The organism is Rufibacter sp. LB8 (assembly GCF_014876185.1).
In the GTDB taxonomy this organism is placed as follows: Bacteria; Bacteroidota; Bacteroidia; order Cytophagales; family Hymenobacteraceae; genus Nibribacter.
Genome location: NZ_JADALJ010000001.1, coordinates 354,204 through 378,975 on the forward strand (window position 1 = coordinate 354,204; position 24,772 = coordinate 378,975).

The following is a 24,772-nucleotide window of genomic DNA, read 5'->3' on the forward strand; positions in this document are numbered from 1 at the left end:
GAAGCAATATATTTCAATTAAAAAAGGTTTTCCCGTTTTGGGGCTCATTTCCAGAAATGAGCCCCAAAACGGGAAGACCTTTTTTTGTAGAGACGCAATACCTTGCGTCTTTTCTCCATGAAACAAGAAAGGTGCAAGGCGATAGAAATGCGTTGGAGCCGCAAGGTATTGCGTCTCTACATCTAGACAATTTCAGCCATCATAATCCACCTTTCCACGGAACCCGTTTTCGGGCTCATTTCTGAAAACGAGCCCGAAAACGGAGCTTAGGTGCGGTTCAATTCCTCCAGGTTGTTGTTTCTCTTTTTAGGGTCAAACTTGGCGCCTCTGCTGAAATTGTACCGCAGTGAAAAGCCCAGGTTCTGCATGTACAGGTACTGGTCAAAGTCATTGACGTTGTTGCCAATTCTGGTGTCAAAGCGCAGGCGGTAAGACCTGAACACATCATTCAGGTTCACCGTCAGGTCCAATTTCTTGTTCAGGAAACTCTTTCTAAGGCCCAGATGCACCCACCACATAGCCCCCACCTTGTACAAGCCAGACGCTCCCGGGCCGCGGGCGGTGCCGTTTATTTCCAGCTTAAAGTCGCTGGGCAGTAAAATATTGTGGGTGGTTTGGAATGCATACAACACCTGCGCATTGATTTGCCGTTCGCCCAGCGCGGTAATTCTGAATTCATTGTAGGCCACGGTGAGCGTGTTGTTGGTGTCCCATTTCTTGGAAATCTGGAACGGCGCAATGCCCACAAAGCTAAAATTATAGGAATCATCTACGTTGCCGGTGGTGTAAATGGTAAGCGCCTTCTCCACGTCCAGAATGGGCAACTCAGACATCACATCTTGCATGTATTGGTAATTGAACACCAGGCTGTAGTCTTTAAAGAACCGTTGCGTGACTGACAGCGCGTGCGTGAATTGCGGCCGCAGGCCAGGGTTGCCCTGCGTGACGGTGAACGGGTCACGGTAAATGATGAACGGGTTGAGGTTGCCGTAATTGGGACGCTGTATGCGGCGCGTGTAGCTGTAATTCACGTGGTAGTTCTCAGAGAGTTTCTGCTGCAAAAAGAAGCTGGGGAAGAAGTTGAGGTACTCGCGGTTGGTCACCTGCTTGGTGGTCAGAGATTCACCGCGCGACTGCGTTCCTTCGGCCCGGAGGCCCAGTTGCAGGATGTAGCGCGGGCTCAGCGTGGAGTTCCAGTTGGCGTAGGCGGCGTAAATGTTTTCATCATAGATAAAGTGGTTGGTTCTGTTTTTGTCCAGCACCAGGCCGGTGTTGTTGAAATAGAATTTAGAGTCATTGTCAGATTCCACGCGGCTGGCCTTCACGCCCAATTCCAGTTTGCTTTTGCCAAACAGGTTTTGGGCATAATCTACCTTAGCCGAATAAATATTGAAACCGTTTTCTGTGTTGGTGTACAGAAAATCCTGCTCAGGCGCTTTGCCCGCGGTGTAATAAGTGGTGTAATTGTAGAAGTTGGAAGCCCCGTAGTTGGCAATTTTCACAAAGTCCAAATCCGCGGAAAGCGTGGTGCCTACGGTGTCCAGCTTGCCGGTGTAATGCACGTTGGTGTTGAAGTTGGTGAACGTGTTGGTGGTGTAATTGTCAGCGTCTACCAGGCTGGAAGGCTGCCCGGCGGTGGTGCCGTAATAACTGTCTGACAGGAAATCTGACCAGGCGGTGTTCCGGTTGAAACTTATGACCGTGCCCACGCTGTGCTGGTCTGTGAGGCTATAATCGGTGCCCACCCTGAAATTAGGTGGCCCCAGGTTTTTGCTCTGGCCTTTGGTGTCTTGGTCAATAAAGACAAGGCCGTCTTTGCTGTCAAACACACGGGTGAAAACGCCTTCGCGGTTGTTCACGCGGCGCGGCAGGTCTGTGATCAAAAACGAATTCCAGTTGCCCGCCCGGTGGTAAATGCTGCCGCCCACGTTGCCGCCCACCTGCTTGAAATTTGTGTTCACGCCCGCCTGCACGCTGCCATTAATGCCCCTGATCTCGTTTTTCTTTAAGTTGATGTTCAAAATACCGGAAGAACCTTCGGCGTCAAACTTGGCCGAGGGGTTGGTCATAATCTCAATGTTCTTGATGTTTTCCGCCGACATGCTTTCCAGCATATTGCGCAAGTCAATGGCAGACATATAGGTGAGTTTACCGTTGAGCATGACCGTAATGCCGCCTCGGCCGTTGAGCTGAATGTTGCCCTCAGGGTCCACAAACACGCCCGGCGCCCGTGAGAGCACGTCAAACGCAGTCCGTCCGGCGGCCAGGGCCGTGCCTTCCACGCTCACCACCATTTTATCGGCTTCATAGGTAATAGTGGGCCGAAGGCTGGTCACGGTCACTTCTTTCAGTTTGGTGGAGGAAGTGGCCAAGCGCATAGTTGGGGCGGTGACGACAGGATTTTGGGCGCTGACTTCCACCAGATTGCTCTGCTTGGTGTCATAGCCTATAAAACTGAAGGAAAGCGTGTACTGCCCGTACGGCACGTTGTTGAAGGAAAACTGGCCCTGGGCGTTGGTAAGCGTGCCGTCCTGGGCTTTAACTAAACCTTTGGGCAGCAGCGCCACCGTAGCGTACTCAATGGGTTTGCCCGTAAGCGAATCCAGCAGCTGCCCGGTGATTTTGCCGGTGGCGGCAGGGGAGGGCACTACAGCCGACGTCGTGTTCTGCGCCTGCCCTGGCCAAATCACGCAAAGGCAAAGGCATAGCAATCCCAGCAAAAAGAGGGCTCTTTTTTTCATAAGAAAGTGTGGTAGGCGTTGTAAGAAGTGTTGGTGTAGGGGCTTGTAGTGAAAAGACTACTGAGCCCCTGATTCGTTGCACGGGAAATGAAATTTATTTTTGGGTGAGGTTTGGCAGCGCAGGCAAATGTCTGTTTTGGGGTTCATTTCCAGAAATGAGCCCCAAAACGCAAGTGAATATAGCGCTGTAGCTTTTGGCGGACCAACGCATTAATTTAAGGTCGAATTCTGGTTACCTATTTCTTTTTAGAATTAAAAAATCAACTTAAACCGAAGAAGAGATGCTTAATTTGTTTTCATGCTTGACAAAAGTATCCTTACTTGCGCAGCAGAAATAAGCCGGTTGCAAGCGGTTTCCGTTTTTGGCTTCGTTTCCAGAAATGAGCCCGAAAACGGAAATTCAATCTCCTAAAAAAAACCTGCTATGTCCAGCAAAAAAGTGGTGGTGGCGTCTGCCAATCCCGTGAAAGTACAGGCCGCCCTGGCCGGGTTGCAGCGCATGTTCCCGCATGACCAGTTTGAAGCCGTACCGCTAGAAGTGCCCTCCGGCGTGGCCGACCAACCCATGACCGACCAGGAAACGCTGCAAGGCGCCCTTAACCGGGTAGAAAATGCATTTACGCAAAGACCGGAGGCTGATTTTTGGATTGGTCTGGAAGGCGGTGTGGAGCAGGTTCACCATGAGTTGGCCTCTTTTGCCTGGGTAGTGGTGAAGGCAGGTACCACGTGGGGCAAAGCCCGGTCAGGCACGTTTTTCCTGCCCCAGAAAGTAGCCGACTTGGTGAACCAGGGCGTGGAACTGGGCCCGGCCAACGACCAGATTTTCAGCCAGGTCAACTCCAAGCAAAAAGGCGGGGCCATTGGTATTCTGAGTCACGGCGCCCTGGGCCGGAAAGAACTCTACGAGCAGGCGGTGGTATTGGCTTTGGTGCCGTTCCAGAATCCAGAACTTTACTGACAATCCCTGTTTCGTTAGGAAACCAATTGAGGAATGGTCCCGTTTTCGGGCTCATTTCTGGAAATGAAGCCGAAAACGGAAGTTTAATCCAGTAAGCTGAATCAGGCAGCGTTGCCAGCACTATGCTACAGCAAAGTATCGGGTTGACATTACTAGATCTAGGTTGCCTTGCAAATAATTAGCGGTTGTCCATGATTTCTTGCAGGCAATTAAACTCTAGCGGTTTAGATAGAAACCCGGCCACCCATGGGTTGTTGGCGGCCTTTTCCTTGTCTAAGATTTCCAGGGACGATGATAAAATATAAATGGTGAATTTCTTCTTGAGGTCTTCACTAAAGCTTTGGTACAATTCCAGAAATTCCCAGCCCGTCATGGACGGCATGTTGATGTCCAGAAACATGATGGTTTGCTGCGTATCAACTGCATCAGGATGTGAAATGTAAGCCAGGGCGGCCTCGGGCTCCAGAAAAGAAGTGACCTGTGCCTTGGAGTTAAACCGCTGAATGATGAACTCACAGATCATGTTGTTGGTAGGGTCATCGTCAACTATGATGTAGGTGGAAGGCGTGCTCATGTGTGCGTGCTTTACTTGAAACGTTGCTTTTGAATAAGATGGTGAATTCCACACCTTGGTTTACTTCGCTTTGAACCGAAATTTTGCCACCCAGTGCCTCTACCTGCGTTTTGACCATGAACAGACCAAGTCCTTTGCCTTCTACGTGGTAATGGAACCTTTTGTACAGGCCAAACAGCTGATCTTTCTTTTTGACCAGGTCAATTCCCAGGCCGTTGTCTTTAAAGGTTAGGTGCATGCCGTCTTTCACTCGGGCACTTTTTATTTCTATGTGCGGCGGAAGGCCGGGCTGGCGGTATTTAATGCTGTTTAGAATAAGGTTGTAGAAAATGCTGTGCAGGTAACTTTTGACCGTCACAATTTCTGGGTGCTCAGAAAAATCAGTGCTAATCTTTACATTTTCCTGGGTAATGAGGTGCTGAATGCTGGACGTAATGCCCACCACTAGGTCCGTGAGATTTATAGACTCCTTGTTTTCAGCGATGTCTTTTTTGACCGTGAGAATGGTGTTCAAATCAATAATCACGCTGTCCAGACGCTTTATGTTGATTTTGAGGGCATTGAGAAGATTGTCTTTGGCTTCTTGGGGGTTGTTTGGAAGATCCATTAAATCTACCAACCCCATGATATTGGCCACCGGCGCCCGCAGGTTATGTGACACAATGTATGAGAATTGCTCCAGGCCTTTGTTCGCGTCAATCAATTCTTCAGTATACGTGTGCAGGTTTTCGTTGAGTTCCAGTAGGTGCAGGTCTTTCTGCTTACGTTCGGTCACGTCTTTAAAATAGACAGAAAGCCCGCTGCCCGAAGGGTAGGCCGTGACACTGAACCAACACTGCGCCTTGTCATAAAAGGCCTCAAAATGTTGGATTTTATCTTCGTTTATCGCCTTTTGATAGTAGTCATAGAAAGGGGTGCCTACTACGTCTGGAAATTTTTCCCACAGGTTGTGTCCTTTCATCTCTTCTTTGCTGCGGCCCAGGAGCTTCTCTGCCTGCTGGTTCCAGTAGGTGACTACCCACTCTTTGGTGAGCGCATAGAAAGCATCGCCAATGCTTTCCAGAATCACGTTTTTTTCTTTGTACACCTCCAGCATTTCCAGTTCGGCTTTTTTCATGGCGTCTATGTCCTGAATGCTGCCGTAGAAACGGGTAACTTTTTGGTCAATGATTTCTGTCTGACCAATTATGCGCACCCAGCGGTCTTTGCCGGTGGCGGTGGTGATGAGCAATTCCAGGTCAAAGGGAGTACCTTTCTGGAAGGCGGCTTCTAAAGCGTTGAAAATGATTTCTCGGTTTGCACCGGCTTTGTAGAAGTTGATTCCCGTGGCCACGTCTGGCGTAAAGTCCTGGGGCACGTCATGTATTTCTTTGGTAATGTCTGACCAGAAAACGTCCATGGTGGTCATATCTACCTCAAAAGTACCAATGCGGGCCAGCACCGAGGCTTCTTTGAGCAGCTTCTCCAACTGTTTCTGTTTGGTGATGTCTTGCATGGCGCCCACCATCCTAACAGGGTTCTGCTGCGTGTCTCTGATGATAAAGCCCCGGTCTGAGACAAAGGCATAATCTCCGTTGGCTTTTTTGAACCGGTATTCTGCCTCCCAGTGGGTGTCTTCGCTTTTGAGCGCAGCATTGATATGGGCTCTGGTTTGGGATAAATCTGCGGGGTGCACGTTGCTAGACCATGTGCGCTGGGACTGGTTTAGCTCTTTGACGTTGTAGCCGAACAGGTATTCCACGCCTTCACTCCAGTAGAAATCATTTGTGTTAAGGTCCCAGTCCCAGATGGCGTCTGACGTAGCTTTAGAGACCAGTTCATACCGCGCGTTGCTTTGCAGCAGGGCCTGCTCTGCTTTTTCCCTCTCTGTTATGTCTTGGCAAACTACCATGAGGCAATTGGTTTGCTTATACAGCAAGTGGTGCCCAGAGATTTCTACTTTAAGTGGGGTGCCGTTTTTAGTGGTGTTTTCAAAAGCCCCGTAATTCAGCGTGCCATTTTCTGAGGATAACTGGTGAAGGGTAGCTTTGGTGCGAACGGCTTCCTGTTCTGGCAACAGGTCTAAGAAGGTCATTTGCAACAATTCTAACCGGGTATAACCATAGTGGTCAACAACTGCTTGATTAGCGTCAAGAATCTTGAAGGTCTGCGGGTCAAAAATAAGTTTGGGCAGCGGGCTGCAATTAAAGAGTTGCCGGTACTGCTCCTCAGACTGTTTTATTTCATCCTCGGCGTTTTTACGTTCCGTGATATCCCTGAAATTATCTACAATGCCCTTGATGGCGGGGTCATGCAGCATGTTGGTGAGAGTGGCCTCGGCCCAGCGCCAGGAGCCATTTTTGTGCCGCAGGCGCGCATCCATCCCCTTCATGGGGACGCCCGGTTGTGACAGGCATTTTTGCATGGTATGCATGGCCACCTCCACATCTTGGGGGTGAATGATTTCCTGGAGGTTCAATAGTAAGGCTTCCTGTTCAGAATATCCCAGCACATGGCTAATAGACGGCGACACATAGGTAGGGGTGAACTCTTGGTTCAAGATCACCACCACATCGCCGCCGTTTTCAATCAGGCTCCTGTATTTATGTTCATTGCTGATCAGTTCCTGTAAGTGGTTTTGGCGCTCTTTCTCCAGCAGGTGTTTGGCCAAGGCGTTTTCAATGGCCATGGGCAATCGTTCGGGCCTGTCTTTCAGGATGTAGTCATCGGCACCTTTTTTGAGCATGCTCACGGCGTATTCATCTGTCATGGCGGCCGTGACCAATATAAAAGGAGTGGTGGTGCCGGAGGCATGGTAATATTCCAGGGCTTCCTCAGAGTTGAAAGAAGGCAAGGAATGGTCTGCCAGGATCAAGTCTGGCTGAAACGTCTCTAACGCGGAGATGAATTTTTCTTTGGTGTCTACCAGCAGCGCCTCAAACACTAACCCACTTTTTTTAAGCACCCGCCAGATCAAGGCCGCGTCACTGGGCGAATCTTCCAGATGGACAATCTTTAAGGGAGCAGGCATATTGTAGGGCTTTGGGTAGGTTGGCTTGTCACAACATTCATGGCACTAATTCACCTGGGGGCTGGCGATAACTTTGGCAAAGCAAAAAGCCTGGCCGCTTTAGGGGGCGTTTTTGGCCTCTGTTTTCTAAATGAGGCGCAAAACGGGGCCAAATGGTTTTTACACGTGCGGCGTATGGTTCACCACCAGCCAGTAAAAGCCCAGATCTGCAATGGTTTTAGAGAAGTTCTCAAAACCCACAGGCTTGACCACGTAGCTGTTGACTCCTAATTGATGGCTTTCAATAATGTCGCGCTCCTCTTTGGACGAAGTCATCATGACCACCGGAATCAACTTGGTGCGGTCATCGCCTTTAATAATACGCAGCACCTCTAAGCCGCTAACCTTGGGCATTTTAAGGTCCAGGAAAATGACTTTAGGCTTTTGGTCAATGTTTCTGCCCACAAACTCCCCGGTTCCAAAAATGAAGTCCAGGGCCTGCGCCCCGTCGGCCAGGTGAATGAGGTTGTTGGCCAGGTTATGCTTTTTGAGGGCCCGTATGGTGAGCATGGCGTCTGATTTGTTGTCTTCCACCAGAAGAATCTGAATATCTGCGTTGTTCATGTTTTCTACTTTTCTTAGTGTGAGGCAAGGGGCAAGGCCACGTAAAAAGTGGCCCCGTGGTCTACCTGACCCTCTGCCCACACCTTGCCGCCGTGTTTAGAGACTATTTTCTGTATAATGGCCAGCCCAACACCGGTGCCTTCAAATTCATGGCTGCTATGGAGCCGCTGGAACACGCCAAACAACTTGTCAGAGTAGCGCATGTCAAAGCCCGCGCCGTTGTCTTTTACATAGTAGACCACGGCCGCTGGCTCTGTGTAATGACCTATCTCTATCTGGGGATTATCTTTTTTGCTGGAATACTTAAAGGCATTGGACACCAGGTTCAGGAAAACTTGGTAGAGCATGTTGCGATCACCGGGAATATTGGGCAGGGGGTGAACCGTAATGGAGGGTTTTATATCGGGTTCCAGCACCTGAAGCTCCGAGATTACCTGCCTTACCAGTTTTTCTATACTCACTTCGCCTATTGATGCCTGTTGCTTGCCTAATCTTGAAAAATCAAGGAGGTTGTCAATCAGTTGGCCCATTTTCTTGGCGTTGGCGATTATTTCCTCAAAAAGCTCCTTCGCCTCTGGCGCCAGCTGCTCCCCGAAATCTTCTGCCAGCACCTGTGCAAAACCATTAATAGCCCGCAGCGGTGCCCGTAAATCATGCGACACCGAATACGTGAACGACTCTAAATCTTTATTGGCGGCCTCCAACTCTGCTGCTCTTTTGGCTTTCTCCTGTATCTGAAAAGCGAGTTCCCGGTTGGCTTCTATCAATTCTGCCGCCCGGCTTTCAATCTCAGCGTTCTGGAGCGCCAATTGTTTGTTGGCCGAAAGGAGCGCTGAGGTGAGGCTTGCTTTTTCCTCTCCATTGAAGGCAGAATTTGGTTGGTCCATATACGTATGCTGCAGGCAGAGCCTTTTGTAGGGTTTATAAAATAGTCCCTTTACATGAGTTTTGCCTTGATACTGGATAAAAACAAGAAGAACAGTGGGGCGCTATTCTTGAAGCCTTGCCAATTGGGGAGAAGCAAACTAAAGTAAAAGTAAGACAAAATCGTGAATGTATTCCGTATAAATACGGATTATTTTATAATATACTAAAGCTTTGCCGAGAATTGTTCTTCTTCAAAAAATATATTTTTACTTAGAATTCGGGGCCACTGTTGTGTATATGCCATGAAAAGGTAATAAAACTTTTGGTTAATTGTGTTGCGGTTAGTCAAAATAGGGGTTGGATAGTGCTAAATAGCCTAAGCAACTGTTAGCTGGTTTACTTCAATTCAAAAGCACGCGCGCCAATATTAAATTAAAACTATAAAGAAGGTAAGAAACTTCCTGTTTTCGGGCCCATTTCTGAAAACGAGGCTAAAAACGGAATTGGCACAGACACTCGTAGGAGCTGCGCGCACTACGAGGTCTTTTGAGCAGGCGTCTGTTGTGACCTCAACCGTTGGAGACAAGGCAGTGCCTGGTCTCTACAACCTGCAAACTATTTCTAGTTTAGCCTCCATTTCCAAAACAAAGCCCAAAAACGCTATCATCTCGGTTCTAAAAACGCAGACTGCCAATCAACACGCGCCTTTTCCAGCCTTTCCATCGAGCGCCTCGCGGGTTGGCCTTGTAAGGCTGAGGCTATGAAACAAATATCGGTTATGGCCAAGACGGGCAGTGCGAGAGGGGAAGGCGGGGCCTCGCGGCCGTGAGCGCTCGGAGCCCGGCTATGGAAAAGGCCGTCTTGTGAGGCAAGGGATCAGCGGAACTTTGCAAGGAAAGCAAACTGCGTGCACAAAAGCAGCTAGAAACGCAGTTTGGGTAATTGGCCCCTATGAACACTAACAACGGCGAAGGGAATTGCGAGCTTCATCAAACAGTCTTAGTTAGATCCTTTGGTAGCTTCGCTCGCTCTCTTCGGCTCTCGCCTCAAGAATGCTCAGGATGACCATAAAAAAAGGAGCCTGGCTTTTAGCCAGACTCCTCTAAAATTCAAATAAGAAACTTCTACTTCACTTCCTTCAGCAACTCCACCACAGCCGCTTCCAACTGCTGGTCTTTGCCTTTGCTTACCAGTTCGTATGCATTCATCACTTTCACGTCTGGCTCGGTTTGCAGGTTCTCCAGGTAACGGCCCTGCACGTCTTTTACGCCCAGCGGTGGAACGCCCCAGCGCACGCTGTTGTCAGAAAGCGTTTCCCAACCTGCGAAGGTACAGGTGCCCGGCACTGGCATGCCCACCAGTTTGCCCAGCTTCAAATCCTGATAAGAGAAAGCGAAGCAGTGGCCGTCTGAATAGTTGGCCTCGTTGGCCAGCGCAATGCTGGGTTTGGTCCATCGGAAAGAAGGCTCCAGACCAATGGAACGTGAATCTGTGGTGTAGTTCAGGAACATCTTGCCGCTCAGAAACATAGCCAAATCGGCTACCAGGTCACCGCCGCCGTTGTTGCGGGTGTCTACCACCATGCCTTTGCGGTTGGCGTACTTGCCCATCACGTCTTCATACACGGTGCGGTAGCTACCGTCATTCATGCCTGGTATGTGCACGTAGCCCAGTTGGCCATTGCTCAAACGGTCAACTTCGTCCGCATTGCGGCGCACCCAGCGCTTGTACAAAAGTCCGTTTTCTTCACCCGCCGAGATGGGTTTCACGGTGATGTCACGACGTTTTTTGGTGGCCGGATCATAGATGGTGAGCAGCGTGTTCTTACCGGCTTTGCGGTTCAGGAATTGCGCGTAATCTCTGTCGGGGCTCAGGGTTTCTCCGTCAATTTTCTCAATGACCATGCCTGCTTTCACGTCCAGACCAGCTTTCTGCAGCGGACCTTCCAGGATCACTTCGTCTATCTTCATGCCGTCACCAGTATAGTTTTGGTCGAAGAAAACACCCAGAGAAGCCGTGGCATCGGCGTTAGCCGGCACGTTGGAGAAGCTGGAACCGGAGTGCGACACGTTCAACTCGCCCAGCAACTCACTCAGCAGTTCAGAGAACTCATAGTTGTTGCTCACGTGGGGCAAGTATTTTTCATAATCTGGCTTAAGCGCTTCCCAGTTGGCGCCGTGGAATCCGGCGGTGTAGAAGGTTTTCTGGGTGCGACGCCACACGTGCTCCAGCATGAAGGCGCGCTCGGCGGCCACGTTCAGGTTCATGTCGCCGCCCACGCTCACGTTCTCCTGCTTGCTGGTGGCGGGGTCCAGTTTAATGACGCGGCCATCTGCCAGCAGGAACAGGTTTTTCTGGTCTTTGTCCCAGTCCATGCTGGCGCGGTTGGCGTTCAAGGTCACGGCCATTTTGGTTTCCTTGGTTCTTAGGTTGGTGCTCCAGAGATTGAAACCGCGCTCAAAACGGGCCAAGTAATACAAGGTCTCACCATCCTTCGACACTAGGGCATCGCCCAGGCTGGAAGAATGCAAGGTCAAACGCGCCTTGCGGGTTTTGAGGCCTTCCCAATCAATGGCCATGCTCTCAGGCTCCGGCTTTTTCTTCTTGTCTTTCTCCTTCTCTTTTTCCTTTTCTTTCTCCTTGGCGGCTTTTTCTTCCTGCTCTTTGATCAACGCGAAATCTTCTTTGCTCAACCTGAATTTGTCATACGCGCCCTGGGTCATGAACATGCCAAACACGTCTGTCTGCGCACCGCCGCTGTTGGCTTGGGCGCGCATGCCCTCGCGGGTACTTTGCCAGATCAGCAGTTTGCCACCCATCATCCACTGGGGCGAGCCGTCCTGGTAACCGCTCTCGGTGAGGTTGATTTTCTTGCCTTTACCATCCGCCGAAATCAAGCCTACCTCGCCGTTCCAATAACCGGGTTCAGAGAATTCAAACGCAATCCATTTTCCGTCTGGGCTCCAGGTGAAGTACTGGTCGTTTTCGCCCATGGAAAACAGTTCATTGGTGGTGAGCAGCGTACGCACCTGCTTGGTGGCCAAATTGTACACTTTCAGGTTCATGCGGTCTTCCACAAAAGCCACCTCTTTGCCGTCTGGCGAAAACTGGGGCTGGTAATTGTCTTTGTCGTTGGTGATTAAGGCCGTTTCGTTGAGCAGGGTAGAGGCGTAGAAATACGGTTCCTCGGCGCGCGCGATGCGGGTTTGGTAAATTTTCCAGCCTTTGCCGCGCTCACTGGAATAGATCAACGATTTGCCATCGGGCGAAAAGCTCACGTGGCGCTCCATCTCCGGAGTGTTGGTGATGCGCTTGGTCACGTTGCCTTCCACCGCCGACACGAACACCTCGCCGCGGTACACAAACGCCACTTCCTTGCCGTTTGGCGACACCACCAAATTCTGCACGCCACTGCCGGCCACGGGCACAATGCGTTCGTTGTTGGTCTTGGCATCGGCGGCAATAATCACCTTCACTTTCTTGGGTTCGCCGTTGGGCTGCATGGTGTACAACTCGCCGTCAAACCCGAAGCTCAGCACGCCATTGTTGGATGCTGTTAAAAACCGAACCGGATGCTTGGTGAATTTTGTGACCTGGGTAGAGGCGGTGCCGGGCTTATCGGCGGCCATGCGGTGTACGTTGAACGTGCCGCTTTCCTCGCTCAGGTAATAGATGGTTTTGTCATTGTCGGCGAACACCGGGGTGCGGTCCTCACCGCCGAAGTTGGTTATTTTGGTGTGCTTGCCGGTTTTGGTGTCAAAGCTCCACAGGTCCCGCGCCACCGATGACACATGGTGTTTGCGCCACTGGTTTTCGCCGCCTTTTTTGTCCTGGTACAGCATGACCTCGCCGTTGCGGCTGAACTTCACATCCTCGGCGGGCGTGGTAAACACTTGCTGCACACGACCACCACCTAACCCTACTTTGTACAGCTCAGGCATGGAGAACGTAGGAAACTGCCGGTTGCTGGCTAAGTCTTGGCGCGTAGACCCAAAATACACCGTCTTGCCGTCTGGGCTGAATTCATACGGATATTCATTAGACGAATGGAAAGTCATGCGCTGCGCCTCGCCGCCCGTGGCGGGCATCTGGAACAAGTCAAAGTTGCCGTAACGGTCAGACGCGAACACAATGCTCTTGCCGTCTTTGCTCCACACCGGCATGAAATCATGCGCTTCATGCGCCGTGAGCGGAATGGCATTTCCGCCGTTGGCCGGCACGCGGTACAGGTCGCCTTTGTAGGTAAACACAATGGTCTGCCCATCTGGTGAAATAGACGGATAGCGCAGCCACGTGGGGGAATTCTGGGCGCTTGCCCCACCGGCGGAAATCGCCAGCAACGCACCCGTGTATAGAAGTTTTTTCAACATAGTTATGAAAGGATTTGGCCTCTAAAGTAGGCACCGTTTGGAGGATTTAAAAGTGGGTTCAGGTTTACATAGAAGTGGTTCCCGTTTTCGGGCTCATTTCTGGAAACGGAGCCGAAAACGGGTTTTTAGAATGACGCATTTCGTCCCCCTTTGAAGGGGGTAGGGGGATGATGACGTTTGCTGATAATCGCATTTCCGAGAATCAATTTTACTTGTTGCATTTCATTAGTTGATGCATTTTTACCGGACCTTATCATCCCCCAACCCCCTTCAAAGGGGGACGAAATGCGTAACTTGCGGGAGGTATTTATGTAGAGACCAGGCACTGCCTTGTCTCTAAAGTATCTGATCAACATTCCTGTTTTCAGGCTCATTTCTGAAAACGAGCCCGAAAATGGGAATCTCCTTAACTAGGAATAGTAGTTCTCAAAAACGTAGGAGCCTTGCGCATTTTAGAGGCTTGCTCATAAGCGTAGGCCAGCTTTAAAATCTCACCGTCAGCGTACGCCTTACCAAAAAACGAAAGGCCGATTGGCAAGCCTTGCACCTGCCCGAAGGGAACCGTGATGTGCGGGAAGCCGGAGATAGCCGCCGGGGTAGACAAACCATAACCCGTAAAAGAATCGCCGTTTACCAGGTCAATGCACCAAGACGGGCCGTAGGTGGGACCGGTGATGGCGTCCAGGTTGTTGTCTTGCATGATTTTGTTGATAGCCTCGCGCGAACCGGTCACCTGCTTTTCAATAATCTCTTTGTATTCCTTGGTGTTGAGGTCGCCTAGTTTGTCTGACATCTCCAGAATTTCCTGCTTAAAATAGGGCATGGACTGCGCCGCGTTCTGCTTGTTGAAGGCAATCACGTCACTCAGGGTTTTTACTTTGGCGTTGGCCGTTGACAGGTACTTGTTCACGCCGTCTTTGAATTCGTACTGCAGAATCTTGAAGCTGGAGCCGGAGACTTTCCTGATTTCCTTCATCACTTCCACCTCCACAATGGTGGCGCCTTTGCTTTTGAGCACGGCCAAGGCGTTTTGGAGCAGCAGGTCAATGTCTGCGTTGGACTGCAGGAAAGATTTCTCCACGCCAATGGGCTTGCCCTGCAGGCCGTTGGCATCTAAAAACTGGGTGTAGTCTGCTTGGGTTTTGCCTTTGCTTTCAGAAGTCACCGCGTCTGCGGCATCAATCCCGGTGATGGTGCCCAACAGAATAGCTACATCGGTCACGGTTCTGCCAATGGGCCCGGCGGTGTCCTGCGTGTGCGAGATAGGAATGATGCCTGTTCGGCTGGTCGTGCCCACCGTGGGTTTGAAACCCACCACGCCACTCACCGCCGCCGGACACACAATAGAACCGTTGGTCTCCGTCCCGATGGCCACAGCGCACAAATTAGCCGCCACCGCCACGCCAGAACCCGAACTGGAACCACAGGGGGTACGGTCCAGCACATACGGGTTTTTAGTCTGTCCGCCGCGTGCGCTCCAACCGCTGGTAGATTTGGTGGATCTGAAATTCGCCCATTCGCTGAGGTTGGTTTTGCCTAAGAGCACGGCGCCTGCCTCACGGAGTTTCTGCACAATGAAAGCGTCTTTGCTCGCTTTGTTATCGGCTAGCGCCAGCGTGCCCGCCGAGGTGGACATCTTATCTGCGGTGTCAATGTTGTCCTTGATCAAAACCGGAATGCCGTGCATGGGGCCACGCACTTTTCCGGCTTTTCGCTCGCGGTCCATGGCCTCGGCAATCTGCAGGGCGTCTGGGTTTACCTCAATTACGGAATTCAATTTGTGACCACTTTTGTCAATGGCCTGAATGCGGTCTAAATACAGTTTGGTGATGTCTCTGGAAGACATTTTGCCGTTCTGCATCTGCACCTGCAAATCCCGGATGGTGAGTTCGTTTAATTGAAAGGCATCGGGTGCGGGGCCGGAGTCTAGGGTAGCGGTGCTTTTAGTGGTTCGGCTGCCCGTGGCGGCAGTGCTGCACGCGCCCAGGCCAAAGGCCGATAAGGTAATACTGGCCAAAGAGCCGGTTCTAAGGAAGTTTCGTCTGTTCATGGGTGGTTTGGATTTGCTAGAAAGATAGGCATTGCGCAACAAATTGAAAATGGCCCAACTCCTGAATTTCTGCAGAAGTAATTCCTGGAAATTTACCCGCAGGCTATCTGGTTCTCAAATGAAAAAGATACATTTAGGCGCTTAAAACTTGTTGCCTGCCCATGCGAAACCTGCTTTTTCTTTGTTTTCTGTTAAGTTTCTGCCTCCAAAGCAATGCCCAAACCCGTAAGCGCGCCCGCGAATACGGCGTGAAGATTGGCGTGCTGCCCACTGGTCCGCTCAATGCGATCACAGACGTGGCAGGCCTGAAAGTGGGGCAAGTGACCCTGGTGCAGGGCCAGGACATCCGGACGGGCGTTACGGCCATTCTTCCGCACGGCGGCAACTTGTTTCAGGACAAAGTGCCGGCGGCGGTTTTTATAGGCAATGGCTTCGGGAAGCTGGCGGGCAGCACGCAGATCAAGGAGTTAGGCAATATGGAATCACCTATTGTTCTCACCAATACGCTGGCGGTGGGCACGGCCCTGAACGCGGTGGTGGATTTTACGCTTCGGCAACCGGGCAATGAAACGGTGCAATCGGTGAATGCGGTCATAGGCGAAACCAACGACGGCGGCCTCAATGACATCAGAAGCAGACCTGTGAAAGAAGAACATGTGCTGGAAGCCATCACCCAGGCCAAAACCGGTCCGGTGCAGGAAGGAAATGTGGGCGCAGGAACGGGCACGGTCTGTTTCGGGTTTAAGGGCGGCATTGGGACCTCGTCAAGGAAACTGCCGGCCAGTTTGGGCGGGTACACGGTAGGCGTGCTGGTGCAGACCAATTTTGGGGGCGTACTGCAGATTGACGGCGCGCCGGTGGGCGAGGCCCTGGAACGTTTCTCCTTCCGGCAGCAGATTCTGGAAAAAGCCGACGGTTCCTGCATGATTGTGGTGGCCACCGATGCGCCCGTAGACGCCCGTAATTTGGAACGCCTGGCCCAACGCGCCATGCTGGGACTGGCCAAAACCGGCGGCATCGCCTCTAACGGCAGCGGCGATTACGTGCTTTCGTTTTCCACCAACCCCGGCCTCCGGATTCCGCACACATCCAAAGACAAAACCCAGCAAATCTCAGTGTTGAGAAACGATGAAATGTCACCCTTGTTTCTGGCCACCATTGAAGCCACGGAGGAGGCCATCATCAACTCACTTTTTATGGCCGAAACTATGGTGGGCAAAGACAAAACCGTGGTTCCCGCGCTTCCGTTAGACAAAACCCTTGAAATTCTTAAAAAACACCATGTCCGGTAATTCTTCTTTCATTGCCTACCTCAACGGGGAATTTCTTCCTCTGGAAAACGCTTTTCTGCACGTCAGTGATTTGGCCATTCAGCGGGGCTACGGCATTTTTGACTTCTTTAAAGTGCAACAGGGGCAACCGCTGTTTTTGCCAGATTACCTGAACAGGTTTTATGCCTCGGCCATGCTGATGGGTTTGCCCGTGCCGGTTTCAGAAGAAGAGCTGACTTCTATCATTCAAGCGTTACTTCAGAAAAATGGCCAGACCGAAGCAGGAATTAAAATGATTTTGACCGGCGGCTACTCAGAAAACGGGTATGACCCGGCCACGCCAAACTTTCTTATCACGCAGCATGCGCTCACGCTGCCCTCAGAGGCGCAGATTGCCACTGGTATCAAGGTCATCACGCATGAATACGTGCGGGAACTGGCAGCGGCCAAGACCATCAATTACATAGTGGGCATCAAGTTGATTCAGCAGGTAAGAGCCCAAAATGCCGATGACGTGCTGTACCACCAGGCCGGCGTGGTGTCTGAATTCCCCAGAAGCAATATTTTCATGGTCACGGAAGAGAATACGCTGGTGACGCCAGAGCTGAACGTGCTGCAAGGCATTACCCGCAAAAATGTACTGGAACTGGCGCAAGGCCATTACAAAACCGAGGTCCGGCCCATCACTTTGCAGGAGCTTGCCACCGCCAAAGAAGCGTTCATGACCAGTACTACCAAACGCCTGCTACCCATTGTACAAGTAGACAACCAAATTATTGGTATTGGCAAGCCAGGTACAGTGACGCTTTCTTTGCTGAAGAAGTTGGTTGGCCTGGAAGAGAAATACATAGCCTCGGCGAAGTAATCTTAGGTTCAGAAAAAAAACACGAGCATCAAAAGACCTCCGTTTTCGGGCTCATTTCTGGAAATGAGCCCGAAAACGGATATTATTGTTGCAGACCAGGATTTCCTTTAGTAAGAGGCACGTGTATTTTGCCTGTGAGAAAGGAAGTCCTGGCTGATAAAACGTTGGGTGATTCAGGTGTTACTTTAAATGCTGTCTGATAAAAGTGTAGGCCGGCACAGGAGGGAACGGAAAACAAAAGTGTGGTTTCCCGTACAGACTAAAACACGTTTTTTGGGGTTTTACTCTTGAAAGACGTGTAGAAAAGGAGCGAACCATGACAAATCAACTTTGGAAATTCTTGGCTGTGGCGGTGGCTTTACTGTTCACGGTGCATTTATGCAGCCAGCAGACGGCGCCCACGGCAGAAAATGAAAACGGCGGTAAACTGGATTTGGGCGGCAGGGTCATCAAAGCGCCCACCTTGCCATCGGCTATGTCATTTGCGGGGGAACCCGTGCCGCTGGAGGTGCCAGATGTGGCCGAACGCCTGGACCGCGAACTCCTCATCAATTCGTACCTGCACACCAGCACCTTGCTGGGCCTCAAACGCATGCAACGCTACCTGCCTGAAATCACGCAACTCCTGAAGGAAAATGACATACCCGAAGATTTTGTGTACCTGTCGCTGGCCGAGAGTTTGTTTAGCCAGGTGACCTCGCCGGCGGGCGCTGCTGGGTTTTGGCAGTTAATGCCCGACACGGCCCGCGGCTACGGCCTCATAGTCAACAGCGAGGTAGATGAACGGTTCCATGTGCAGAAAGCTACGTTAGCTGCCTCCCGGTATTTGAAATCGGCTAAGAAACGGTTTGGCTCCTGGACCAATGCGGCCGCCTCCTACAACCGGGGCATGAACGGCCTGGACCGGGCCCTGCAGAAGCAGAAAGTAGGTTCGTTCTATGACCTCTATTTAAACGATGAAACCTCCAGGTACCTGTTCCGGATTCTGGCGCTCAAGGAAGTGTTGGGTAACCCGGAAAGATATGGGTTTGTGCTGCCTGCAGAACAGGGTTACCAACCGTTGGCGGCCAGAACCGTGAACGTGACCAGCACCATACCAGACCTCCCGGCGTTTGCCCTGGCGCAACATACCAATTACAAGACTTTAAGGCTGCTCAACCCCTGGATCAAAGACTACAAGTTAACCGTGGCGCCGGGCAAGGAATTTGTGTTGCTGCTGCCAAAGAAATAAGAATGGCTTTTCCGTTTTCGGGCTCATTTTCAGAAATGAGCCCGAAAACGGAAAAGCCTAAGCCTCTGCGGTATCTTGTTTGAGGTAGATTTTAAACGAAGAGCCTTCGCCTAATTTGGTGGTCACTTCCAACTCACCGCCGGCGTTGTGCACAATCTTCTTGACCATGTACAGGCCAATGCCAGAGCCTTCCACGTGGTCATGGAACCGTTTGAACATGGAGAAAAGCTGCTCTTCCTGCTCGGGGTTCATGCCCAGGCCGTTGTCAGTGACAGTGAGCACGGCATAGGAACCTTCGCGGTGGCAGCTTACCTGCACCAGCGGTTGCCGCTCCCGGGAGCGGTATTTAATGGCGTTGGATAGCAGGTTGTAGATAATACTTCTTAGGTTTTTCTCTGAGAAGGAAACCTCCGGGCAGCCAGACACCTCAATCTCAAGCTGGGCATCGGCCTCACGTACCAACGGGTCCAGGTCCAGCACTACTTCCTCCACTAATTCCTGCAAATCCACCACAGAGGTTTCGGTGCGGTTTTCGTTCTGCAGCTTGGTGATTTCAGTGAGGTTGGAAATGGTTTTTTTGAAGCGCTCCACGGCACCCTGCATCATGGCCATGATTTGCTTCACGTCTACCTGTTCAAATTCCTTCTTGGGCAATTCAATCTGGAGTTCACGCAGCAGGGCCTCTATGTTATGGATGGGTGCCTTTAAATCATGCGAAGCAGTGTACACAAAGTTGTCCAGATCCTCAATCACGCGCATGAGGTGGGCGTTGGTTTCCTCCAGTTTCACCTGCGTGTTCTTAAGGTCTGAAAGGTCAATGAATGAGCCCAGCACGCGGTAGGGTACTTTGTATTCGTTCTGCAGAATGTAGGCGCGGTTGTAGACAAACGCATAGACGCCGTCGGCCCGGCAGATCCTGAATTCATCTACCCACTGGTCTTTGCCCATGTTAATGGCCTGGTTTATGCCTTTGGTGATGCGGATCTGGTCTTCTGGGTGTACTTTGTCTAACCAACTGCTGATGCCTTTGCCCATTTCTTGGGGGGCATAGCCCAGAATCTGCTCCAGGCTGTCGGACCACCAGAAATGGTTGGTGATGAGGTCCCAGTCCCAGACCACGTCATTGGTAGCCATGGAAACCAGCTTGAACCGTTCCTGGCTGTTGCTCAGTTCCTGGGTGCGCTCGGTCACGCGTTTCTCCAATTGCCCGTTCAGTTTAATCAGGTTTTCCTCAGCGTACTTAAGGTCTTCATAGGCCACCAGAATCTTCTCCTCGCTTATTTTCTTATCGGTGATGTCTGCCATGGTGAGCGTGATGCTGTTGCCCATCTTGGCCGCCGATACTTCATACCAGGCCCGGTGGCCGTGAATGTCCAGGTGCTGCTCAGCATGCAGGGAGGTGCCGGAATCCAGCACGTGCACCAGCTTCTTGATCAGGCCGCTTTTCTTCAGAAATGTGGCTTCTTCCTGCAAAGGTTGGTTCACCAGTTGGGCATGAGATTTACCAATGAGCTGCTCCGCCTGCTTGTTCAGCAAAAGCCACTTAAAGTCCGTCACGGCGTTGTCACTGCCCCGCACGGCCTGCAGCGCCATGATGTTGTTGAGTGAGCTGTTGAGCACGCCCTGTACCACGTTGCTCAGGTTTTTGAGCGTGGTCACGTCCACAAAGCTGAGCACCACGCCGTCTTTGTTGCCGTCATGCTTGAGGTAGGGCAAAATGCGCATGAGGTAATACTTGCCGTCTATGGTTTCCAGTTCCTGCTCTACCTCCACAGACGTGTTGTTCACCAGCTGTAAGTCTTCCATGAACCGGTTGTAGCGCAGGTTGTGGGAGATGTGGTGAATGGGCCGTCCCAGGTCCAGGTCAATGATGTTGATGAGGGCCTTAATGGACGGCGTGAATTTTCTGATGACCAACTGGTGGTCCAGAAAGAGTTGGCTGATGTTGGAGCCGCGTATGTAGTTGTCCAGGTCCTCGTTGAGTTCCTGCAGTTCTTTTATTTTAATCTGGTGCTCTGAGTTCACGGTGTGCAATTCCTCATTGAGGCTCTGCATTTCCTCGTTGGAACTCTGCAGTTCCTCATTGGAAGACATGAGCTCCTCATTAGTGGACTGCAGTTCTTCATTAGAGGTGCTCAGGTCCTGTACCATGAGGTGAAGGCTTTCGCGGGCCTCCTTCAGTTCAATTTCCATGGCGGTGAGCTGCTGGAAATACTCGGCGTCTGCTTCGGTGATTTGGTGGGCGTCACTCAGGGCTTTAAGCGCGGGGCTGGCTTTGCCGGCCTCCTGCAGCAGCACCAGAAACACCTTGGGCTGATCCTGCTCCACCGCTATGGGTTTCACGGTGAGGTGCACCAGGTGGTTTTCGCCGTCTAGCTGCATCATGACCTGGCGGGCCACGGGTTTCTGGTTTTTGAGCACCTTGCGTATGTCCACGCTCAGGGTCACGGCCAGTTCTTTGGGCACCATCTTGAGCAGGTTGAGATGCAGGCGCTTGGGAGGCAGTTTTAAGTAGCGGTTAAAGTCGCCAATGCCGTGCAGCAGCTGGAAATTCTCGTCCAGGTACAGGCCAGTTACTTTAAAATCCTCGGCCACGGCATCCATGAACTTCTCATTGTACTGCTGCAGCTGCGCGTTTTTAAGCGAGGCCGGCACGTCTTGCGCCACCAGATTGGTTTGCTTGGTGAGGCCGTAGTTGTGCTGTACGCCCTGGCTTTCTTTGTTTTTCTGGTAGAGTTTCCACTTGCGGTTTTTCTCTGCGAAGTAGTTCTTGAGTTCGCCAATGTGCTCGCTGGGGCCTAACAGCAGATAGCCGTTCAGCTTCAAGGAATACGGAAAAATAGACAAGACCTTGCGCTGCAGCTCTGGGTTGAGGTAAATGAGCATGTTGCGGCAGGTGACCAGGTCCAGGCGGCTGAACGGCGGGTCTTTCTGCAGGTCATGCTGCGCGAAGATGACCATCTTCCGGATGTGTTCTTTGATGGTGTAGCGGTTGTTGTTTTGGTTGAAATACCGTGACAGCCGCTCCGGCGATAATTCTTTGGTAGAGGAACTGGAATACGAGCCTTTAGATGCCGCCTGAATGGCCCGGTCATCAATGTCTGTGGCAAAAAGTTTCACCTGGGTCTGCTTACCTGTTCTGGCGAGGTGCTCATGGAACAGTATGGCAATGGAATAGACTTCCTCGCCGGTGCTGCAGGCCGTGACCCAGACTTTAATGATTTGGTCCTCTGGGGTTCTGTTTACCAGGTCTGGCACCACCTCGTTCTCCAGCAAAGCAAACGCCTCCGGGTCTCTAAAAAAGCGGGTCACGCCAATCAGGAATTCCTGGCACAGCAACTTGATCTCTGCCGGGTTTTCATGGATGAAATGCAGGTAGTCTGGCAGCGTGCTGATTCTGTGCTGGTCCATGCGCTTTTTCAAGCGCCGGTAAATGGTGGCCTGTTTGTAGTTTTTGAAATTGGCTTGGGTGTGCGTGCAGATTAGGTCCAGAATTTCGTCCAGCACCTTGTCATCTTTTTCTTCCTGGCTGTTGTCAATAAGCACCTTCACCAACGGAATCTGGCGGGTAAACTCCATGATTTCATGGGGCATCTGCTCCGGCGGAAACACGTAGTCCACCACGCCGGTTTCAATGGCGCTTTTGGGCATGCCGTCAAACTTGGCCGAGGAAGGTTCCTGCACCATGACCATGCCGCCCGCCGCCTTAATTTTCTTGATGCCCTTGCTGCCGTCTGTGCCCGTGCCCGAGAGCACAATGCCAATGGCATGGCGGCCCCGGTCTTTGGCCAGTGACTCAAAAAACACATCTATGGCGAAGTTAGGCTCCCGGTTGCGTACCTGGTTCACTAAATGCAGCCGACCGTTCTGGAGCGTGAGTTGTTTGCCGCTGGGCAGCACATATACGCAGTTGGGCTTGGTGCGCATGTTGTCTTCGGCTTCCTGCACCTGCATTTTAGTGTGCTTGGAAAGCAGTTCGGCCATCAGGCTTTTGTGGTCCGGCGACAGGTGCTGAATGATGACAAACGCGAAGCTGGAGTTGCTGGGGAAATGGTCAAACAGTTTATGGATGGCCTCTAACCCCCCGGCAGACGCACCAATGCCAATAAGGTAGTGGTCTGTTTTGAGGATGGGGGCAGCGGCGGTGGTACTCTTCATTGGTGATGTATGATTGGTGCACGGGCGTTTCTAGAGAAGAAAGCCAGCTGTAATTTAATAAAATTAAAAATGCCCATGCGGGCGAATTGGTAATTAATGCGCGCCTAGCCTGGGCAATTTCCGTTTTAGGGCTCATTTTCAGAAACGAGCCCCAAAACGGAAGTAGGAGACTAGTCTTTTAAATATCTATTGCCCGCAGAAAAACGCTAGTACCGGTCTTTGATGATTTTTTCCAGCACGGCGCTCCGCAGGGCCTCGGCGGTCTCCAGTTCTTCAGCCAGCCAGGGCAGTGAGGTGTTTTTGACCGTTTCCTGGTACTGGGCGAAAGAGTTGCGCGGGTGATAATTCTTTCCGTCTGGTTCCATCTGCACCGCCTGGTTAGGGTTGCCACCCCAGTTCACGGTCTGTAGCACCTCTGGCCTGAACCCCAGAATGAATTCGCCGTGCTCTGGATTGATGGGCAGGGCAATGAGGCCGCTGGCCACCTGCTTGAAATCTTTGGCGCGCAGGTAATTGCTGGGTAGTGTGTCTGTGCAATACGTTTTGTCGGTTTTATTTCGGCGAAGCCAGAACACCAATTCCTTTATTTCCTGCGCCGATGGGGTCTGCCCGCTGGTCAACAGGCCGCCTTCAAACACCACTGCCGCACCAGACAGATTCAGGAGTTCTTCCATGCCCTTGCCTTTGACAAAAAGGCCTTCCATGAAGTGGGGTTTGCCATGCAGCTGTTCCAGTAACTGGGCGTACACGTGCCGGAGTTGTGACTTAAACAAAATGGCTTTTTCCCGCTCCTTGCCCGCCAGCTGCGCCGAAATAATACCCGAGAGCAGTTCCAACGCCGAGCGCATTTCATAGGTTGGGTTCAGCGGGTTTCTGTGGTGGCAGGAAATCAAACCCCACAACTGGTTGTCAATGATCAGGGGCAGGGACATAGACGCCAGCACGCCCATGTTGCCCAGATATTCCAGGTGCACGCCGGCCACGCTGCGCAGGCTGCAGTCAGATAAATCTGTGAATTGGTTGGTGACCGGGTTAATGACCGGCAACAGCCGCACGGGCGTGTAATCTCGGTTGGGAATGAGCCGGTACGGGTTTTTGAAATACAGTTCGCGGGCCTGCTTGGGCACGTCTGAAGCCGGGAACCGAAGCCCCAGGAAAGATTCCATGTCGGGTTCTTTGGCTTCCCCTATGACAATGCCGTTCCAATGCGGGTCAAACTGGTAGGCCAGCACGCGGTCAAACCCCGAAAGTTTCTTGATTTCGGCCACGGCAATCTGCGCCAGGTCCTGGGCGTTCTCTGCCTGCTTGAGCAGCGTGGTCACGTATTTAATCTGTTGGTAATGGGCCAGAAAGTTTTGGTTGGCCGTGGCGGGTTCGCTTTTCTCCAGTTCCACCAGCACCAGCTGGTCACGGGCATGCACCTGCGCAATGAAATGCAGAGGCGCGCCATTGATGTAAAGCGTTACGCTGAACGGAATTTTCTCCTGCCCGTTGTCACTGTTGATCTTGGCTTTCAGGTCCAGGAACAAAGCATCATCCAGGTACTGAGCCAGAGGTTGGTCTAAAAGGGCCTCCACAGTGGTTCCCAACACATCGGCGGCGTTCTCACTCACCTGTATAATGACCAGGTCCTGGCGGGAGAGGGTGAGCAAAACCCCGTGCGGCTGAATGAGGTTGACCAAATGCAAGGGAATGCTACCACAGAAGGCAGAATCATAGTTCTTGTCTAAGGTGACGTCAATGGGCGCTTTGATGGTATCCATACAACTATAAAACTAAGCGGCGGTAACTATATAACGGCAGGTTTCAAAGGAAAGCAGGCAAGGTCTTTCTCGGTTCCCAAAGCTTTTTCTCCACCAAAGGGTTGCTGTTTCTAAAACGAAGGACTTCCTGAAAATTATATGCCAGGCAGACCTGAGTCCAGGGCACGGCCCAGGAGAAAACTACCGTATTTACCGCAAAATTAAAATAAGGTTTTCTTGTATCTTAAAGATTTACAGCATTATCCGCTTAGTGCACAAACGGCATAAAAACAGGCACTGCCGCTTAATTGTTTTGGCTTGCCGCCTCTTTT

The 24,772-nt window shown here is 51.5% G+C and carries 13 protein-coding genes; 4 read left to right on the forward strand and 9 right to left on the reverse strand.

Features of this window, described 5'->3' with window-relative positions; genetic code table 11:
* Window positions 1-266: 266 nt before the first annotated feature.
* The gene (locus IMY23_RS01420; RefSeq protein WP_192820388.1) at window positions 267-2,741 is read right to left on the reverse strand and encodes a TonB-dependent receptor domain-containing protein; all 2,475 of its coding nucleotides are present in this window, start codon (window positions 2,739-2,741) and stop codon (window positions 267-269) included.
* Between the two features lie 424 nt (window positions 2,742-3,165).
* Between IMY23_RS01420 and yjjX the strand changes: the two genes are divergently transcribed.
* The gene (yjjX, locus tag IMY23_RS01425) at window positions 3,166-3,699 is read left to right on the forward strand and encodes an inosine/xanthosine triphosphatase (protein ID WP_192820389.1); all 534 of its coding nucleotides are present in this window, start codon (window positions 3,166-3,168) and stop codon (window positions 3,697-3,699) included.
* A gap of 178 nt (window positions 3,700-3,877) precedes the next feature.
* On the opposite strand, the gene IMY23_RS01430 is transcribed toward yjjX, so the two are convergent.
* The 6 genes from IMY23_RS01430 to IMY23_RS01455 all read right to left on the reverse strand — a co-directional run bounded on the left by IMY23_RS01430 (window position 3,878) and on the right by IMY23_RS01455 (window position 15,173).
* Window positions 3,878-4,273, reverse strand: a complete 396-nt coding sequence (locus IMY23_RS01430; RefSeq protein ID WP_192820390.1) for a response regulator — start codon at window positions 4,271-4,273, stop codon at window positions 3,878-3,880.
* Entirely contained in the window at window positions 4,242-7,283 is a 3,042-nt protein-coding gene (locus IMY23_RS01435) for a PAS domain S-box protein (protein ID WP_192820391.1), read from the reverse strand. Before IMY23_RS01435 ends, IMY23_RS01430 begins: the two co-directional genes overlap by 32 nt.
* A 159-nt stretch (window positions 7,284-7,442) precedes the next feature.
* Window positions 7,443-7,886: a response regulator gene (locus IMY23_RS01440; RefSeq protein ID WP_192820392.1), complete on the reverse strand. Its 444-nt coding sequence runs from the start codon at window positions 7,884-7,886 to the stop codon at window positions 7,443-7,445.
* Window positions 7,887-7,900: 14 nt separating this feature from the next.
* Complete coding sequence (locus tag IMY23_RS01445; protein ID WP_192820393.1) at window positions 7,901-8,773, reverse strand: ATP-binding protein; 873 nt, start codon at window positions 8,771-8,773, stop codon at window positions 7,901-7,903.
* Between the two features lie 1,104 nt (window positions 8,774-9,877).
* Window positions 9,878-13,123, reverse strand: coding sequence for a S41 family peptidase (locus IMY23_RS01450; RefSeq protein ID WP_192820394.1), 3,246 nt, complete (start codon window positions 13,121-13,123; stop codon window positions 9,878-9,880).
* Window positions 13,124-13,529: 406 nt separating this feature from the next.
* A complete protein-coding gene (locus IMY23_RS01455; RefSeq protein ID WP_192820395.1) occupies window positions 13,530-15,173 on the reverse strand; it encodes an amidase in 1,644 nt (547 codons plus the stop codon).
* 161 nt (window positions 15,174-15,334) lie between these two features.
* Here IMY23_RS01455 and IMY23_RS01460 point away from each other — a divergent pair, with 161 nt between their 5' ends.
* The 3 genes from IMY23_RS01460 to IMY23_RS01470 all read left to right on the forward strand — a co-directional run bounded on the left by IMY23_RS01460 (window position 15,335) and on the right by IMY23_RS01470 (window position 18,540).
* Window positions 15,335-16,465, forward strand: coding sequence for a P1 family peptidase (locus IMY23_RS01460; protein ID WP_192820396.1), 1,131 nt, complete (start codon window positions 15,335-15,337; stop codon window positions 16,463-16,465).
* A complete protein-coding gene (locus IMY23_RS01465; protein WP_225986374.1) occupies window positions 16,434-17,309 on the forward strand; it encodes an aminotransferase class IV in 876 nt (291 codons plus the stop codon). Before IMY23_RS01460 ends, IMY23_RS01465 begins: the two co-directional genes overlap by 32 nt.
* Before the next feature lie 316 nt (window positions 17,310-17,625).
* Window positions 17,626-18,540, forward strand: coding sequence for a lytic transglycosylase domain-containing protein (locus tag IMY23_RS01470; RefSeq protein ID WP_192820397.1), 915 nt, complete (start codon window positions 17,626-17,628; stop codon window positions 18,538-18,540).
* 57 nt (window positions 18,541-18,597) lie between these two features.
* On the opposite strand, the gene IMY23_RS01475 is transcribed toward IMY23_RS01470, so the two are convergent.
* Window positions 18,598-22,698, reverse strand: a complete 4,101-nt coding sequence (locus tag IMY23_RS01475; RefSeq protein ID WP_192820398.1) for a chemotaxis protein CheB — start codon at window positions 22,696-22,698, stop codon at window positions 18,598-18,600.
* Between the two features lie 206 nt (window positions 22,699-22,904).
* A complete protein-coding gene (locus IMY23_RS01480; protein ID WP_192820399.1) occupies window positions 22,905-24,461 on the reverse strand; it encodes a GAF domain-containing protein in 1,557 nt (518 codons plus the stop codon).
* Between the last annotated feature and the right edge of the window lie 311 nt (window positions 24,462-24,772).

Coding starts and splice junctions, on each gene's coding strand:
- IMY23_RS01430 (WP_192820390.1), bottom strand. CDS start 4,273: ATGAGCACGCCTTCCACCTACATCATAGTTGACGATGACCCTACCAAC.
- IMY23_RS01450 (WP_192820394.1), bottom strand. CDS start 13,123: ATGTTGAAAAAACTTCTATACACGGGTGCGTTGCTGGCGATTTCCGCC.
- IMY23_RS01445 (WP_192820393.1), bottom strand. CDS start 8,773: ATGGACCAACCAAATTCTGCCTTCAATGGAGAGGAAAAAGCAAGCCTC.
- IMY23_RS01455 (WP_192820395.1), bottom strand. CDS start 15,173: ATGAACAGACGAAACTTCCTTAGAACCGGCTCTTTGGCCAGTATTACC.
- IMY23_RS01440 (WP_192820392.1), bottom strand. CDS start 7,886: ATGAACAACGCAGATATTCAGATTCTTCTGGTGGAAGACAACAAATCA.
- IMY23_RS01470 (WP_192820397.1), top strand. CDS start 17,626: ATGACAAATCAACTTTGGAAATTCTTGGCTGTGGCGGTGGCTTTACTG.
- IMY23_RS01480 (WP_192820399.1), bottom strand. CDS start 24,461: ATGGATACCATCAAAGCGCCCATTGACGTCACCTTAGACAAGAACTAT.
- IMY23_RS01420 (WP_192820388.1), bottom strand. CDS start 2,741: ATGAAAAAAAGAGCCCTCTTTTTGCTGGGATTGCTATGCCTTTGCCTT.
- yjjX (WP_192820389.1), top strand. CDS start 3,166: ATGTCCAGCAAAAAAGTGGTGGTGGCGTCTGCCAATCCCGTGAAAGTA.
- IMY23_RS01475 (WP_192820398.1), bottom strand. CDS start 22,698: ATGAAGAGTACCACCGCCGCTGCCCCCATCCTCAAAACAGACCACTAC.
- IMY23_RS01435 (WP_192820391.1), bottom strand. CDS start 7,283: ATGCCTGCTCCCTTAAAGATTGTCCATCTGGAAGATTCGCCCAGTGAC.
- IMY23_RS01460 (WP_192820396.1), top strand. CDS start 15,335: ATGCGAAACCTGCTTTTTCTTTGTTTTCTGTTAAGTTTCTGCCTCCAA.